The 15,758-nt window shown below is 64.9% G+C and carries 16 protein-coding genes and 1 tRNA gene; 10 read left to right on the top strand and 7 right to left on the bottom strand.

Going from position 1 to position 15,758, the window contains the following annotated elements:
* Nucleotides 1-1,208 precede the first annotated feature (1,208 nt).
* The 3 genes from E3O39_RS18995 (at nucleotide 1,209) to E3O39_RS11930 (ending at nucleotide 3,070) form a co-directional block, all read left to right on the top strand.
* Nucleotides 1,209-1,361: a hypothetical protein gene (locus E3O39_RS18995; RefSeq protein ID WP_166787339.1), complete on the top strand. Its 153-nt coding sequence runs from the start codon at nucleotides 1,209-1,211 to the stop codon at nucleotides 1,359-1,361.
* Nucleotides 1,362-1,713: 352 nt separating this feature from the next.
* Nucleotides 1,714-1,941 (top strand): hypothetical protein, encoded by a 228-nt coding sequence (locus tag E3O39_RS11935; RefSeq protein ID WP_134448394.1) that lies wholly within the window; start codon nucleotides 1,714-1,716, stop codon nucleotides 1,939-1,941.
* 193 nt (nucleotides 1,942-2,134) lie between these two features.
* A complete protein-coding gene (locus tag E3O39_RS11930; protein ID WP_241985059.1) occupies nucleotides 2,135-3,070 on the top strand; it encodes a NaeI family type II restriction endonuclease in 936 nt (311 codons plus the stop codon).
* Nucleotides 3,071-3,241: 171 nt separating this feature from the next.
* Here E3O39_RS11930 and E3O39_RS11925 read toward each other — a convergent pair whose 3' ends face one another.
* From E3O39_RS11925 to E3O39_RS11910, 4 genes are all read right to left on the bottom strand, one after another.
* The gene (locus E3O39_RS11925; RefSeq protein ID WP_134448392.1) at nucleotides 3,242-4,246 is read right to left on the bottom strand and encodes a DNA cytosine methyltransferase; all 1,005 of its coding nucleotides are present in this window, start codon (nucleotides 4,244-4,246) and stop codon (nucleotides 3,242-3,244) included.
* 94 nt (nucleotides 4,247-4,340) lie between these two features.
* Nucleotides 4,341-4,535, bottom strand: coding sequence for an AbrB/MazE/SpoVT family DNA-binding domain-containing protein (locus E3O39_RS19705; RefSeq protein ID WP_166787338.1), 195 nt, complete (start codon nucleotides 4,533-4,535; stop codon nucleotides 4,341-4,343).
* A gap of 267 nt (nucleotides 4,536-4,802) precedes the next feature.
* Nucleotides 4,803-5,192 (bottom strand): very short patch repair endonuclease, encoded by a 390-nt coding sequence (locus E3O39_RS11915; protein WP_255454118.1) that lies wholly within the window; start codon nucleotides 5,190-5,192, stop codon nucleotides 4,803-4,805.
* A gap of 795 nt (nucleotides 5,193-5,987) precedes the next feature.
* Nucleotides 5,988-6,058, bottom strand: a tRNA-Gly gene (locus tag E3O39_RS11910).
* Nucleotides 6,059-6,130: 72 nt separating this feature from the next.
* On the opposite strand from E3O39_RS11910, the gene dcd reads away from it, so the two are divergent.
* Complete coding sequence (gene dcd, locus E3O39_RS11905) at nucleotides 6,131-6,733, top strand: dCTP deaminase (protein ID WP_134448386.1); 603 nt, start codon at nucleotides 6,131-6,133, stop codon at nucleotides 6,731-6,733.
* A 96-nt stretch (nucleotides 6,734-6,829) separates the two neighbouring features.
* Complete coding sequence (locus E3O39_RS11900; protein WP_134448385.1) at nucleotides 6,830-7,363, top strand: hypothetical protein; 534 nt, start codon at nucleotides 6,830-6,832, stop codon at nucleotides 7,361-7,363.
* A gap of 7 nt (nucleotides 7,364-7,370) precedes the next feature.
* Here the strand turns inward: E3O39_RS11900 and E3O39_RS11895 are convergent, their stop codons facing one another.
* From E3O39_RS11895 to E3O39_RS11885, 3 genes are all read right to left on the bottom strand, one after another.
* Nucleotides 7,371-7,817 (bottom strand): hypothetical protein, encoded by a 447-nt coding sequence (locus E3O39_RS11895; protein WP_134448383.1) that lies wholly within the window; start codon nucleotides 7,815-7,817, stop codon nucleotides 7,371-7,373.
* Nucleotides 7,818-7,885: 68 nt separating this feature from the next.
* A complete protein-coding gene (locus E3O39_RS11890; protein WP_134448381.1) occupies nucleotides 7,886-8,686 on the bottom strand; it encodes an isocitrate lyase/phosphoenolpyruvate mutase family protein in 801 nt (266 codons plus the stop codon).
* Nucleotides 8,687-8,762: 76 nt separating this feature from the next.
* On the bottom strand, nucleotides 8,763-10,082 hold the full coding sequence (locus E3O39_RS11885) for an MFS transporter (RefSeq protein ID WP_134448379.1): 1,320 nt from the start codon (nucleotides 10,080-10,082) through the stop codon (nucleotides 8,763-8,765).
* Between the two features lie 196 nt (nucleotides 10,083-10,278).
* Here E3O39_RS11885 and dnaK point away from each other — a divergent pair, with 196 nt between their 5' ends.
* The 5 genes from dnaK to E3O39_RS11860 are packed head-to-tail and all read left to right on the top strand — an operon-like array spanning nucleotide 10,279 to nucleotide 15,345.
* Entirely contained in the window at nucleotides 10,279-12,147 is a 1,869-nt protein-coding gene (dnaK, locus tag E3O39_RS11880; RefSeq protein WP_134448377.1) for a molecular chaperone DnaK, read from the top strand.
* Entirely contained in the window at nucleotides 12,147-12,752 is a 606-nt protein-coding gene (locus E3O39_RS11875) for a nucleotide exchange factor GrpE (RefSeq protein ID WP_134448375.1), read from the top strand. The genes dnaK and E3O39_RS11875 overlap by 1 nt, the downstream gene beginning before the upstream one ends.
* Nucleotides 12,745-13,755 (top strand): DnaJ C-terminal domain-containing protein, encoded by a 1,011-nt coding sequence (locus E3O39_RS11870; RefSeq protein ID WP_134448374.1) that lies wholly within the window; start codon nucleotides 12,745-12,747, stop codon nucleotides 13,753-13,755. The genes E3O39_RS11875 and E3O39_RS11870 overlap by 8 nt, the downstream gene beginning before the upstream one ends.
* 2 nt (nucleotides 13,756-13,757) lie before the next feature.
* Nucleotides 13,758-14,174: a heat shock protein transcriptional repressor HspR gene (locus E3O39_RS11865; protein ID WP_134448372.1), complete on the top strand. Its 417-nt coding sequence runs from the start codon at nucleotides 13,758-13,760 to the stop codon at nucleotides 14,172-14,174.
* A gap of 4 nt (nucleotides 14,175-14,178) precedes the next feature.
* Nucleotides 14,179-15,345 carry a methyltransferase gene (locus E3O39_RS11860; RefSeq protein WP_134448628.1) on the top strand — a complete coding sequence of 389 codons (1,167 nt, stop codon included), beginning with the start codon at nucleotides 14,179-14,181 and terminating at the stop codon, nucleotides 15,343-15,345.
* The last annotated feature ends 413 nt before the right edge of the window (nucleotides 15,346-15,758 follow it).

The following is a 15,758-nucleotide window of genomic DNA, read 5'->3' as shown; positions in this document are numbered from 1 at the left end:
CGAAACGAGCTGGCGTCGAATGGTGAGGTTCGAGGGATTGGAAGACGCGATGGGTACCGGACCGGATCGGCCGCCCGTGCCCTTGTTCATGGATGTCGATGGCGGACTTTGCGCCTCACCTTTGTATCTCGGGGCTGTGTGGCCGGGACTATTAAGAGTTGAACTCAAGACCCCTCGGCCATATCCATCGCACGCATGGGTAAGCCCCGCGGTCGTAACGGCGTTGAACGAGCTGATCGACGAGGGATTGGTGCGGCCGGTGTGGTGCACCACGTGGGACGACGCTGCGAACTTTCTGATGCCCGCCTTGGGATTGCACGGCGGACCGTGGCCGATAGCCAAGGTCGGAACACGTCAAGGCGACCTGACGTGGCAAGGCATCTGGATCAAGACGGAAGCTGTCCACAGATTCACCGAGGAGAGCCGATTCGTCATGGTAGATGATCTGCTTGGGGACCCAGGGGTCAGGCCTTGGACAGCCCAGCGCCGCAGTATGCATATCGCCTTTGGAGATGAAGATCCGCTCCTAATCGGTACGCGACCTGAACGGGGTCTAACTGTCGAGCAAGTTGAGCAAATCCGGAATTTCGTCGCGTGAACCATTTGACCCTGGCAGGTCATTCTTGACCCGACAGGCGTGAGCCAGGCTAAGTGCGTTGTTGTCAAGACGCGAAAACGGGGTAGATGCTGCGACGCATCCACCCCGTTTGAACTACCTAGGCCTTGTCAGCGCACTGCTTGCAGTGCCGATAGCCATTCGTGCCCGACCGCTTGTTGCTGGCCGGGATCTGCTTGCCGGTCGGGCAGTCAGTGTGGTCGTGATAGACATCGGGGTCGGATGGATTTGAAGAATAGTACGGGCTTACCTTCACTATGACTCCTTGATTTTGCAGGACGAATGGCCTGTCACACTCACGCTACGGGGGCCCACTGACATTGCCGGAGCGGGCCGCCTGTTCAGACATCCCCGACGCTTGACACCCCGATTGACAGGGCCAGCATTTGGCGGGGATAGAGGTGTTCAGAAGCGCGAGATCCGTGTGAAAGTACTTGGTTCCTGGCGCCGTCGAGTCGCCCTGCTAATCGGTGTTGGGGCGTGCAGTTCTCTAGCTTCAACAGAGAGCCGGCGCTGTGTGCCGTGCGGCGCTGTGCTCGCAATTTCGGGGCCGCACTTTGGGTGAGGCGTGCGGTGTCGGGGAATCCGGGCAATGGGCGATGCTCTCGACGACGAGATGACGGAGTTCAATTGGCACGCAACCAGCCGGATCCGCCGGATTGTACGCGTCGAGCACTCGGGTGCGGGCGTGACGATTGATACGCTCTGGCGCGATATTGCGGCGACCGGGGCTGCTGACGCCTGACGCAGCCGTGAAGGTCCTGGGCCTGCCCGAGGCCGATGTCGGTGCAGTCTCACGGATGAGAGCGACGAGGCGTCCAAAGCGTTGCATGCCAAGTTCCGCCCCGATAGGGTCACAGAATGGAGGATGGATTCAACTTTCTTGCCGCTCCAAACTGCCCGTCCTGTCTGTTGTCAATGGAGGCGGTTGTGGGTGCCTGGTATTGCGAGGCCTGTGACGAGGTAGTGCGGCCAGGCGAGTGAGCTTGGAGCAGAACGCCTGGGTGCCAGGACTTCCGTTCAGCGTTTGATGTCGGCGAACCAATGTAGGTTGATTGAGCACGCTGGCAGACGCTCGTGCGGAAGAGGAGCTGGCCATGTTCGACCTCCTAACGACAACCGGAGTCCTCTTCACGTACACAGCGGACGTTCCTGACTCGTCCCAGATGCAAATAGTTGAATTCACTATCAACTCCCCTTTCACGAAAGCTGCGAGCGTCCTCAACGTCAACGTCTCAACCCTCGCCATGTTGGGCAAGTCCGTCGAGCAGCTACTCGTCGACCACGTCGAGCACTACGAGCGGCGCGCTAACGAGGCGGATTAGTCCGCTCGGGCAACTGAGCGGTCGAGGCTCGCTTTCGGATGCCGCGCCGCTGACTCGGTGCAAAGTGGCGTGCCCCGCACGTGCGGTGGACAGCCGTCCCACTGCGGGAAGGTCACTGATTCGTGACAAGACGCCGGGACCGTGCACCACCGGAACGCACAGGGGTATGTTTCCGTGCGCATAGAGTAGCGGCGTGTCCCTGTTTGAGTTGCCTTCCGACGGTCCGCCCGACTCCGCACTCTCCGAAGTAGCCGGTGCACTGCGCCGCCTCGACCCCGACGGCGCGAGAATGGCGAAGGTGTTCCGCTCGACGTTCGACCAGCTGTACGACGGGCAGCACACCGGGCGCTACCGGCTCGACCAGCTATTCAAGACGGAGAAAACCCATTTCGGCACTCTCATCGAGATTAACCTGCAGCGCGAGTTCCGCTTCGACGACGGCGACGTCCTCGACTTCAATATCGCCGGGCATGAGGTGGACTGCAAGTACTCCCACAGCGGAGCTTGGATGCTCCCCTTGGAAAGCTTCGACCAGCTGATCCTCGGCCTCTCCGCCGACGACCGCCGTTCCGAGTGGAGCGCCGGAATCGTCCGCGTGACTGAGGCGAATCGCCGCACCAGCGAAAACCGCGACAAGAAGACGGGGCTCAACTCCTACGGTCGCCAGCAGGTTCGCTGGCTGCACCACCTTGCCCCAATGCAGCCCAATGCCCTCCTGCAACTTCCCACGGCGTCGGTTGAGCGGATATTCGCGCAGCGCAGCGGCCAAGCTAGGCTCAATGAACTCTTCCGTGTCGCCACCAACTGCAGGCTGTCGAGAAACATCGTGGCGACAGTCGCGCAACAGGACGACTACATGAAACGGGTCCGATACAACGGCGGTTCCCGAAGCGCTCTCCGGCCGGAGGGGTACTTGATTCTCGGCGGAGACTACAGCGCCCAACGGGATCTCGCCGGGGCCCTCGCGGTCGCGGTCCCAGAACCGGGAGAATTCGTCAGCCTGCAAGTCGTCCCCGCCGATATCCCGGGGCCTGGCTCGGTTGAAATGGACGGTGGCCTCTGGAGGGTTGCAGCGGCAGGCGAACGGATCTCCGGGCCGGCGCCGAGATTGGCCCACGGCAATGGTTGATCTACTCCCGCCACCCCGTCCCGACTCCGAGGAGTTCCGAGCGCTGGGATTCAGCGCGGGCGTCTCCGAGATCTATCGGTTTGTCTACGAGCGCCGCCTCACACATTTGGAAGCGTGGCAAGAAGGCAGCATCGCGGCCGAGATCAAGCACCGGGAGAATGTCTCAAAGTCTTAACCTACGGCTCGCAGAACTGCATCCTGTTCCGCCTTACCCCGACTAGTCACGCCGAGCGCGGTGGCGATGGACTCGCCGATGGCCATGGCTACCGGCGGCGGGAACGCGTTGCCAATCTGGCGGTACACAGACGTCTTCTTGCCGGAGAACTTCCAGTTCGGCGGGAAGCCCTGCACCAAAGCCGCCATCTCGTTGGTAAGGCGCGGAATGTGGCCGAGAGGGGTGTCGGCATTGGGTGCTTCGTTGGCGATGCCCTTGCCGTCAACGCCCAACTGCAGCCACGCCGTTTTCGCGCGAGTGGGGCCGAGGTCGGCGCCACCGTGCTTCTTCGAACCGCCGACCACGGTAGGGGCGATGTTGTTCGCGGCCCTCGCCCACGCCGCAGCCCCGGCCCAGCCGTCCCGGGCCATTGGCTCGTAAAGAATCTGCCCGATAGTCGGAGGTGTTCCCTGGGTGCGGGGCCACTCGAACTTTTTGAAGTGGTGGCGGCGCATCGCGACGAGGATGAACCGAGGGCGCAGCTGGGAGACACCGAACTGGCTGGAGTTGAACAATTGCCAGTCGGCGTCGTAGCCGAGCCCGTCGAGCGCGTCCAAGATCGACTGGCGGTAGGGGGCGAACCGGGCCGATGCCAGCCCCTTCACGTTCTCGAGCATTACCGCGGCCGGGCGTGCTTCCCGTACCAAGCGGAGTGCCTCAGGGAACAGATCGCGCTCGTCGTCGGCGCCGAGCTGCTTGCCGGCAATACTGAACGGGGGGCATGGCACGCCTCCGGCGACGAGATCGACGCCCTTGTACAGACGGCCGTCGACTTCGCGGACGTCACCTTCGTGCACGACCCACTCGGGCCGATTCATGCGCAGGGTGTCGGTGGCGTCGTGGTCGATCTCGACAGCGAGGGAGTGGCCGAATCCGGCCATCTCCAAGCCAACGGACTGCCCTCCCGCACCGGCGCAGATCTCGAGCACACTCAGTTGGTTATCATTCTTCACGTGGCTCATATTGTCATGTCCCTACGACATTCAAATGCGCCGTGGCGCGGGTTGTGGTGAGAGCAGGCGTGCGGGAGGGTGCCACGCGGGTCTGTGCGGGCGGTCATCGCCGGGCACCCGAAGGACCGAACACGTCTGCGGCCGCGCGGATGAGGATGGCCTTGCCGTCGGGCGACAGCTCGAAGTACACGTCGTCGCCCTCTCCCAGTCCGAGTTGCCTCAACAGAGTAACGGGAATGCAGACTTGCCGGGACCGGGTCAGAGTCCTCGGCCCATGGAGGCCAGACGCGTTAGGCATACCTAAATATATCATCTATTATACTATTTATTGATCTCATATTTCTATTAGTTTGAGCGATTCGGTGGCACCCGCAGGGACCATCCGCTGCAGGCCTTGGAAATGAATCCGGCGCCGCCGCCTCGAACACCTCACCGTCAAGCTCGGCCGCATGGGTGCTTAAATGCCTTGACCCCGGTGTGGCGACTCCTGTTTCGTGGACATGGCCTGCGAACCTGCCGAGGTGTGCTTTACGCGTCGGCTTCCTTCGCATCAATGCATCTTGAATCACCGCCGAGCTTCGAGGACCACGACTTCAATCCGGTCCGCCACCTCCGCCGCGCTTGAGTGGGCCCAGAACCGAAGCACCGTCCAACCGACCTTCTCCAACAAGAACGTGGTCTCGGTATCGCGGGTAATGTTCGCCTGAATCTTCGGGCCCCAGTAGCGAGCGTTCAATTTCGGGCTCACGAAGTGCTCCGCACATCCGTGCCAGAAGCATCCGTCAACGAACACAGCGACCCGCGCACGGGTGAAGATGAGGTCCGCGGTTCGCCGGAGCGTTGGGACGGGGCGAATGCGGACACGGTACCTCAGCCCGCGGGCGTGCACGAGTCGGCGGACTGCGAGTTCGGGCGTAGTGACGCGTGACTTGTTGCCTTGCATGGAACGACGCACGGCGGGAGACGAGGGGTTACGACCCGGCCATAGGTCGACCCCGAGGTCGCCCTCAAGTTTGAACTGTGACCGAAGTCACAACAACGCTCATGCGAACGGCCAGGCGGATGGTGTTCACTCGGACTGCAACTCACGAATTCGCCTTGGGAACGTGACGAGCACCCATCGGGCTCCGGCGTGATCCGCGGAAGTTCCTGCCGTTAAGGCTTGCTACAACACCATGGAGTGTTCGTAAGTCCCGGATTAGGTGGGACGAATCCCGAATAGCGTGGGATCTCTCACAATGGAATGGGTGTTTCGACGGCTCTTTCTCGCGGTGAGAATGCATTGTCCTAGGCTGGGACTTCAACGCGGTCTTCAGATTAGGCACGAGCTTTCATCCAGTCGAGTTCCGCGTTGAACCGAAGGACGGAAAGCTCCCTCACCTTGGCCAGAGGGGGATGCCGAGACCAGCCTCGAGCTTCGCAATTGTTTCGAGATCAGGCCAGTTTCGACCGTCGAGGATGGACGTGACTGTCGCGTGCACGAGCCCACAATCTTTGGCGGCCGTGCGAATGCTCCGGCTGCCGATGGCCGTCCTTAGATTCAGGGCGAACTGCCTGGCCACTTCGCCGGTCGGGCTCAATGACGGTGAGTTTGGCCATGATTCAGTGAGCTCGTAGGGCCTGGCTCGAATTGACCTAGCCACGTTCGGTGACCGCAGCCAACCGTGGTGTGAACGAATCTTTCAGGTTCGCCACCTCCGAGTCTCACCTTGCCTGGGAAAAGTCTCATTTTGCTTGGGAACTGACACGGAGCGGATGACGGGAATCGAACCCGCGCTATCAGCTTGGGAAGCTGAAGTTCTACCATTGAACTACATCCGCGCGTCCGGCCGCGGGCAGTGCCTGCACCGGAACCGTGCCAGCATATCAAGTCCTCGCCGTTAGGCTGGACCCGTGCTGCTCTCCGATCGTGATATCAAGGCCGAAATCGACGCGGGACGTATCGGGCTCGAGCCCTACGCTCCGGAGATGATCCAGCCGTCGAGCGTCGACGTGCGCATCGACCGGTACTTCCGGTTGTTCGACAACCACAAGTACCCCTATATCGATCCGGCCGAGGACCAGCCCGAACTCACCCGGCTGATCGAGATCCCCCACGACGAACCGTTCATCCTGCACCCCGGTGAATTCGTGCTCGGCTCCACCTATGAAAAGGTCAGCCTCGCCGACACGATCGCGGCCCGCCTCGAGGGCAAGAGCTCGCTCGGCCGCCTCGGCCTCCTCACCCACTCGACGGCCGGATTCATCGACCCGGGCTTCACCGGCCACGTGACCCTCGAGCTCAGCAACGTGGCCACCCTGCCGATCAAGCTCTGGCCCGGCATGAAGATCGGCCAGCTCTGCTTCTTCCAGCTGAGCTCGGCCGCCGAACGCCCGTACGGCTCGAGCCAGTACAGCTCGCGCTACCAGGGCCAGCGCGGGCCGACGGCGTCGCGCTCCTTCCAGAACTTCCACCGCACGGATGTCTCGATCGCCCCGACGACGGACGTGCAGTAGCCGCAACCCCCGTTCCGCCCCCGCCGGAAAAGTCCTGATCCAGAGCGAGAGGACGGGTTCACACGGGCGCAACATGCTGCCGGTAAAATCGGGAGCATGACGACGACATCCGTACCCGGTTTTGCCGAGGCGCTCATCGCGCCCGGCCCGACGCCCGAATACCCGGGCCGGATGCGTCGCTTCGGCCAGCTCGTCGGCAGCTGGGCCGCGAAGGGCTCACGCCTCGATGAAGCGACCGGCGACTGGCACGAGCGTCAGTTCACCTGGATCGTCGAGTTCGTGCTCGACGGGCGTGCGGTGCAGGACGTCGAGATCGTCGATGTCCCCGTGAGCGACACGCATCCCGACGGACGGGAAACCGTGGCCATGGCCGTGCGCGTCTACGACCCGCACGCGGGCGCCTGGCGGGTCAGCTATTTCGCCCCCGCCATCGGCGAGTACTGCCACCTCGTGGCAACCCCGCACCGCAACGGGCTGCGCCAGGACGGTACCGGCACCGACGGCCGGCCGATCCGCTGGAACTTCGTGTCCATCACCGCGGACGCCTACTCCTGGGAGGGCTGGGTCTCCAACGACGAGGGCGCGACCTGGGAGCTCGTCGAGCACAACGAGGCCACCCGCATCCGCTGACCGGCAGCTACCGGGCCACTCGCTCCCGGATCGGCTCCAGATCCCGCACCACGCCGGGTGCGAGGCCCAGCAGGGCGTAGACGGCGATCAGTTCGAGTGCGCCGAGGCTGAAGTAGATCGTCTGCAGGTCAGCGTACTGCCTGATCAGGGCGATCTCCACGAAGATCCAGATCATCATGCCGAAACCCGCGACGACGGTCGCGATCAGTGCCCAGTCCTTGCGGCGCAGCAGGCCGATCGCCGCCAGGAGCTGGGTACCGCCTGCGACAACGCCGAGCACGAGCCCCGGAACGAAGTAGGACGTGAACGGTGTGCCGTCGAGGTAGGCCAGCGGCAATCCGCCGCCGTTGAACCCGGAGCAGAGAACCATCCCTGCGAAGGCCGATACCGCTCCGAACAGGAGCAGACCGATCAGGATGCCGCGGACCAGCGCGGCGGAGACGCTGAGTTTCATGTCGGGAACCTCTCACTTTCTCCCGAGCATATTCCCGAACTCACCGCGCCGCCGGCCACGGCATTCCGCTAGAGCGAGAAGGGAAAGCCCAGATCTGCAGGATATTCTCCGAGAGAGGTGAGCTGGGTCGCCGAGCGCTGCAGCGCGGCGAGGGTGAGGCCGAGCGTGCCCGGTCCGAAGCTCACCCGGGAGACGCCGAGCTCGGCCAGACGGGCCAGGGGAACGGCGCCCGGGTGCCCGATCACGGAGATGCGGCCGTTGACCTCGTCGAGGGCCCGCTTGACCTTGTCCTCGTCCCCGAGGCCGAGGAAGAAGATCACGTCGGCGCCCGCGTCGAGATACGCGTTGGCGCGGGCCACGGCCTCGTCCCATTCGCCGCCGCCGGCCAGGGTGTCCACCCGGGCGTTGATCACGAGCGGCACGCCCGCGGCGTCGGCCCCGGTGCGCGCGGCGGCCACCCGGGCTGCCGCGGTCGCGATGTCGTACTGCGGTGCCTTCGCGGCGCCGATCGAGTCCTCGAGGTTGATGCCCGAGGCGCCGGCCTCCTCGACGAGGCGACGGACGTTGCGGGCGACGCCGGCGGCATCCGCTGCGTACCCCTTCTCGAAGTCGACCGACACCGGCAGGTCGACCGCGCCGATGATGATGCGTGCCGCCGCGATCGCCTCGTCGACCGTGAGCCCGCCGCCGTCTTCGAGGCCACGCACATTGGACACGGAGTGCGAGGCCGTTGCCAGGGCCCGCACGCCGGGCGCCTCCGACACGATCTTCGCGGTGATGGCGTCCCAGACGTTCGTCACGATGAGCGGTGTGCCCGGGACATGGAGCGCGTTGAGAAGTTCGGCCTTCTGGATCTGCTGAGTTGTCATCTCTCCAGCCTGACAAAGATGCCGCCCGTGGGCGAGATCACAGCGGATGTCCAGTCGATGAACAGAGATCGCCCAGCTACCCGAGCGGGTGCTGCTTCGCCTTCACCGGGATCAGCATCAGCAGCCCGACCAGGAGCACGAGCGCGATGCCGAGGATGCCCCAGACCTGGCTGCCCGAGACGCTGACGAACAGGGCGAAGAGCGTTGGTGCGAGGAAGGTCGCCGCCTTGCCGGTCGTCGCGTAGAGGCCGAAGATCTCGCCCTCGCGCCCGGCCGGGATGCCACGGGCGAGGAAGCTGCGGCTCGCGGACTGGGCCGGGCCGACGAACACGCACATCAGCAGGCCGAAGATCCAGAACATGGTCGCGCCGCCGGTGGCGAAGAAGAAGACGGCGAGGCCGGCGACGATGGTACCGGACAGGGCGACCACCATCACGTTCTTGGCCCCGAGGCGGTCGTCGAGGCGGCCGACGAGCACGGTGGAGATGCCGGCGATGACGTTGGCGACGATCGCGAAGATGATCACGTCGCCGCTCGAGAAACCGAAGGTGCCGGCCGCGAGGATGCCGCCGAACTGGAACACCCCGGTGAGGCCGTCGCGGAAGACCGCGCTCGCGATCAGGAAGAGCGCCAGCTGGCGGTCGCCGCGCCAGAGTGCGGCCACGTCGCGCCCGAGCAGTACATAGGAGCGGAAGAAGCCGACCCGCTCGCGCCGGGCGGCGGTGGGAGCCGCGTACTCGGGCACCCGGAAGAGCAGCGGCAGGGCGAACAGGCCGAACCAGGCTGCCGCGATGAGCATTGACACCCGCACCGACAGCCCGTTTGCGTCGGTGACGCCGAAAAGACCGACGTCGGGGTGGATGAAGCCGAAGTAAAGGATGAGCAGCAGCACGATGCCGCCGAAGTAGCCCATCGACCAGCCGAATCCGCTGACCCTGCCGATCGTCTTCGGCGTGGAGACCTGGCCGAGCATCGAGTTGTAGTTGACGGTCGCGAATTCGTAGAACACGGTCCCGGCGGCGAGGAGGATCAGTCCGAGCAGCAGGAAGTCGGGCGAGGCCTGCACGAAGAACATCGCGGCGGTGAGGCCGACGACGATGAAGGTGTTCACGCCGAGCCAGAGTTTCCGGCGACCGGAGGCATCGGAGCGCTGCCCCGTGATCGGCGCGAGCAGGGCCACGAGCAGGCCTGCGATCGCGAGCGCCCAGCCGAGCTGGGCCGAGATGACATCCTTGTCGCCGAACGACGACCCGGTGAGGTACACCGTGAAGACGAAGGTCGTGACGACGGCGTTGAATGCGGCCGAACCGCCGTCCCAGAGGCTCCAGGCGATCACGCCGCGCCCGGCCGGGGTGGGGTGATCTGCCGTGCCGCGCTGTTCCGCTGTCCCAGTCATGCGCTCAGAGTAGTGGTCGCCGGGGAACAGTGGGGAAATTGATCGGGAATCCAAAGTTGAGTCACTCACACTCAACTTTCAGCTGGCTGGCTTGACTCCGATTTCGGGCGGTGCCACACTTGAGTCAATACCGCTCAACTCTGGTCGATCATACCGATTGTCCCGTTGAGCTCACACTTTGAAGGAGAACGCACACATGGCCCGTGCAGTAGGCATCGACCTCGGAACCACCAACTCGGTGGTGGCCGTCCTCGAGGGTGGAGAACCCACCGTCATCGCGAACGCCGAAGGCTTCCGCACCACCCCGTCCGTCGTCGCATTCACCAAGGACGGCGAGGTTCTCGTCGGTGAGACCGCCAAGCGCCAGGCTGTCACCAACGTCGACCGCACCATTTCTTCCGTCAAGCGCCACATGGGCACCGACTGGACCGTCGGCATCGACGACAAGAAGTACACCCCGCAGGAGATCTCCGCCCGCATCCTCGCCAAGCTGAAGCGCGACGCCGAGCAGTACCTCGGCGACAAGGTGACGGATGCCGTCATCACCGTCCCCGCGTACTTCAACGACGCCGAGCGCCAGGCCACGAAGGAGGCCGGAGAGATCTCGGGCCTCAACGTGCTCCGCATCATCAACGAGCCGACCGCAGCAGCACTCGCTTACGGCCTGGACAAGGGCAAGGAAGACGAGCTCATCCTGGTCTTCGACCTCGGCGGCGGAACCTTCGACGTCTCGCTCCTCGAGGTGGGCAAGGACGACGACTTCTCGACCATCCAGGTGCGTTCGACCGCCGGTGACAACCGCCTCGGCGGCGACGACTGGGACCAGCGCATCGTCGACTACCTGATCAAGAAGTTCAAGGAAACCACCGGCGTCGACGTCTCCAAGGACAAGATCGCCAAGCAGCGCCTCAAGGAAGCCGCGGAGCAGGCCAAGAAGGAACTCTCCAGCAGCATGTCCACGAGCATCCAGCTGCCGTACCTCTCCCTGACCGAGAACGGCCCGGCCAACCTCGACGAGACGCTGACCCGCGCCCAGTTCGAGAAGATGACCGAAGACCTCCTCGACCGCACCAAGAAGCCGTTCCAGGACGTCATCCGTGAAGCCGGCGTCAAGGTGGGCGACATCGCCCACGTCGTGCTCGTCGGTGGTTCGACGCGTATGCCCGCCGTCTACGAGCTCGTCAAGAGCGAGACCGGCGGCAAGGACCCGAACAAGGGCGTCAACCCGGACGAGGTCGTCGCCGTCGGCGCCGCACTCCAGGCCGGTGTGCTGAAGGGCGAGCGCAAGGACGTCCTCCTGATCGACGTCACCCCGCTGAGCCTCGGCATCGAGACCAAGGGCGGCATCATGACGCGCCTCATCGAGCGCAACACGGCCATCCCGACCAAGCGCAGCGAGACCTTCACCACGGCAGACGACAACCAGCCGTCCGTCGCGATCCAGGTCTTCCAGGGCGAGCGCGAGTTCACCCGCGACAACAAGAACCTCGGCACCTTCGAGCTGACCGGTATCGCACCGGCCCCGCGCGGCATCCCGCAGGTCGAGGTCACCTTCGACCTCGACGCCAACGGCATCGTGCACGTGTCCGCCAAGGACAAGGGCACCGGCAAGGAGCAGTCCATGACCATCACGGGCGGTTCCTCGCTCGCGAAGGAAGACATCGAGCGCATGGTGCGCGAGGGCGAAGAGCACGCCGCAGAAGACAAGCGTCGTCGCGAAACCGCCGAGACCCGCAACACCGCCGAGCAGCTCGCGTACTCGATCGAGAAGCTCCTCAAGGAAAACGACGAGAAGCTCCCGGCCGAGGTCAAGACCGAGGTCCAGGCCGACGTCGACGCGCTCAAGTCTGCGCTCGCCGGAGACGACGAGGCCGCGGTCAAGACCGCGTTCGACAAGCTCAACGAGAGCCAGGGCAAGATCGGCGAGGCCATCTACAAGTCGAGCCAGGCGGATGCCGCGACGCCCCCCACCGAATCCGGCGAACCGACCGCTGACGCGGGCAAGTCCGACGAAGACGTGGTTGACGCCGAGGTTGTCGACGACGAGGAAGAAACCAAGAAGTAATGGCCAAGGACAAGGGTCCGGTCAACGGGCCGTCCGACGAAGAGGTGGAGCCGGTCGCCGCGGAGGAATCTGCGGCAGCCGAGGCGTCCGCCGAATCCGAGGCCGCTGCATCCGCTGAGGGCATCGAGGAAGACGAGCTGACGGTCCAGGACATCCTGGACGCCGCCACGCGCGAGGTCGCAGAGCCGACGAGTGAACATCTCGCCGACCTCAAGCGGGTCACCGCCGAGTACGCGAACTATCGCAAGCGCACCGAGGCGAACCGCGAGATCGAGCGTGAGCGCGTGACCGTGGACGTCGTCAAGGGCCTGATCCCGGTGCTCGACGACCTGGACCGTGCCGAGAAGCACGGCGACCTCGTCGCAGACACCGCATTCAGCACCATCGCAGCCAAACTGCGCACGAGCGTGGAGCGCCTCGGCGTGAAGCCGTTCGGCACGGTCGGCGAACCGTTCGACCCCACCGTGCATGAGGCCATCTTCCAGATGCCTACGCCCGATGTGACGGTCGACACGGTCGGCGAGGTGGTCGAGACCGGCTATTTCCTGGGCTCGACGCTGCTGCGTGTTGCCAAGGTCGTAGTCCAGGTACCGAGCGATGGCTAGCCAGGACTGGTTCGACAAAGACTTTTACAAGGTCCTCGGCGTCTCGAAAGACGTGACGCCGGCCGACCTCAAGAAGGCCTATCGCAAGCTCGCCCGCAAGTATCACCCGGACTCCAATCCGGGCAATCCTGCGGCCGAAGCGAAGTTCAAGGAAATCAGCGAGGCGCACTCGGTGATCGGCGACCCCGCACAGCGGAAGGAATACGACGCTGTGCGGGCCATGGGCGGTGGAGCACGCTTCACCGCCCCCGGTGGCGGAGGCGCCCAGCAGGGTGGCGGCTTCGACGACGTCTTCGGCGGCATGTTCGGTGGGGGTGCCCGGCAACAGGGCTACTCCTACCAGCAGCAGGGCGGGTTTGACGACCTGCTCGGCGGCATGTTCGGCCGGGGCGGCGCCGGCGGCGGCGGTTTCGGAACGTCCACGGGAGGTTTCCGCGGTTACGGCGGACCGACCCGCGGGCGGGACGTGATCGCATCCACGACCGTCGACTTCATCACCGCGACCCACGGCGACCAGATCACCCTGCAGACGCAGGATGGCCGGGCCATCAAGGTCAGGATTCCCGCCGGCGTCGCCGACGGGCAGAAGATCAAGCTCCGCGGCCAGGGCCAGCACAGCCCGGACGGCGGCGAGGCCGGTGACATCGTCCTCACCGTGACGGTGCGCAAGCACCCCGTCTTCGAGCGTGACGGCCTGAACCTGAGGCTGCACGTGCCCGTGACGTTCGTCGAGGCAGCTCTCGGCGCGACGATCGAAGTGCCGACCCTGGGTGGAGCGCCGGTCAAACTGCGCATCGCCCCCGGCACACCGAGCGGGCGGGTCCTGCGGGTCAAGGGACGCGGCGTTGTGACTCCGAAGGGCACCGGCGACTTGCTCGCCGAGGTCCAGGTCGCGGTGCCGTCGCACCTGTCGAAGGACGCCGAGGAGAAGCTCGCTGCTTTCGCGGCGGCCCTTCCCGACGAGAACCCGCGCGACGAACTGCTGGCGAGAGCGAGAGACTGACGGTGGACGAGAACTCCCGGGTGTTCGTCATTTCGACGGCCGCAGAGCTTGCGGGCATGCACCCGCAGACGCTGCGACAGTACGATCGCCTGGGACTGGTGAGTCCGGACCGCACCCCGGGCCGGTCTCGCCGGTATTCGATGCGTGATGTGGTGAAACTGCGCGAAATCGCGGAGCTGGGTGCCGAAGGCGTGAGCCTCGAGGGCATCCGGAGGATCATCGCGCTCGAGGACCACGTGCGCCGCCTCGAATCGCGTTTGCGCGAACTCGAAGCGGCCCTCGCCGATGAACTGCTGAACCGGTCGGGTCGCCGCGTCTTCGCGGCCGGCTCGGCCGGTGAGGTCATCTCGATGCGCGCGGGCACCAGAACCCGCCGCGCGAACCAGGTGGTCATCTGGCGCCCGCTTGACGGCCGCTGATCCCGTGGCGCCCGACCCCACTGCGTTCGACCCCACTGCGTTCGACCCCACTGCGTTCGACTTCGCCGCGCTCCGGCGTTTCCCCGACGTCGAGGCCTCCAACCTTTTTGCCGTCGACGCGAGCGACCGTCTGATCCTCGACGAGGCGGCAGAGAGCCTTCCCGCCGAACGGCTCGTTGTCGTCGAGGACCGGTATGGCGCCCTCACCCTCGGCGCGGCTGCGCTCTTCGGGGCCACCGGAATCCGCGTGCACCAGGACGCGCTCTCGGGCGAGGCGGCCCTGGCCCGGAATGCCGACGAGTTCGGCCTCACCGACCGCTACCGCTCGTTCCCACTGGGCCACGAGCTCCTGTCCGGCGCAATCCTTGTCCTCCTCCAGCTGCCCCGCAGCCTCGCTGCCCTCGACGAGATCGTCGAGGCGATCGCCCGGTACGCCGATCCCGCGGTCGTCGTTGTCGCCGGCGGGCGGCTCAAGCACATGACCCCGGCCATGAACGAGGTCCTCGCACGGCACTTCGAGCGGCTCCACGTCTCCCCGGCCCGGCAGAAGTCCCGGGTCTTGCGTGCCTCCGGTCCCCTCCGGGCGACGGAACAGGCGAGCCAGGCCTGGCCGCACGTCAGCAGGCATGACGACCTGGGTCTGACCGTGTGCGCGCACGGCGCCGCGTTCGCCGGCACCACGATCGACATCGGAACCCGGTACCTGCTCGAGTTCCTTGACCGTATGAAACCGGATGCCGTCCGCGCGATCGACCTCGGCTGTGGCACGGGCGTGCTCGCGGCCGCGCTCGCGCTACGCCGAACCGGACTCACGATGATCGCGAGCGACCAGTCGGCCGCCGCCGTCGCATCCGCCGGGGCCACCATGATCGCCAACGGGGTCGCCGATCGGGTCACGGTCGTGCGTGACGATGCGCTCGGATCCCAGGCGGATGCTTCCAGTGAGTTGATCCTGTTGAATCCGCCGTTCCACATCGGATCCTCCGTGCATGCCGGCATCGCGCTCAAGCTCTTCGCTGACGCCGCGCGGGTGCTCCGGCCCGGCGGTGAGCTCTGGACGGTGTGGAACACACACCTCGGCTACCGGCCGGCGCTCACCCGCCTGGTCGGGCCGACGCATCAGGTCGGCCGGAACGCCAAGTTCACGGTCACGGTCTCGGTGCGACGGTAGGCAGCCGCAGGGTTTCGGGAGGCCTTCAGGGGCGCGAAACCTTCCCGAAACAGAGGTGCAATCTGTCCGACACGCCCGGGATGTGACCGGGAGTTGCGGCCCCCCACGGTTCACCGTAAAGTCATCTAAGTCACCCCACAGGTTCGGAAAGCCGAAGCGCTTACCGGCCTCAAGCGGGACCACTTCCAATCCCGATCAACGCGTAAATTCGCTGATCGAGATTGATGGCGTTTCACCAGATTCCCTTAGCGGGGGACCGAGCGAAACGACACGAAAGAAGAATAAGGAATTGCCTCGGAGCGACAGCCTGCAAGGGCCTGAAGCCGGGTGCGTCCGATCCTTGAGAACTCAACAGCGTGCACAATGTCAAATGCCAAAAACCTCGTGGTTTGGATCCGTTTCTAGCGGTGAAG

This window comes from Cryobacterium sp. MDB2-A-1 (genome assembly GCF_004402675.1).
GTDB lineage: Bacteria > Actinomycetota > Actinomycetes > Actinomycetales > Microbacteriaceae > Cryobacterium > Cryobacterium glucosi.
This window is presented reverse-complemented; position numbering and strand designations above follow the sequence as displayed.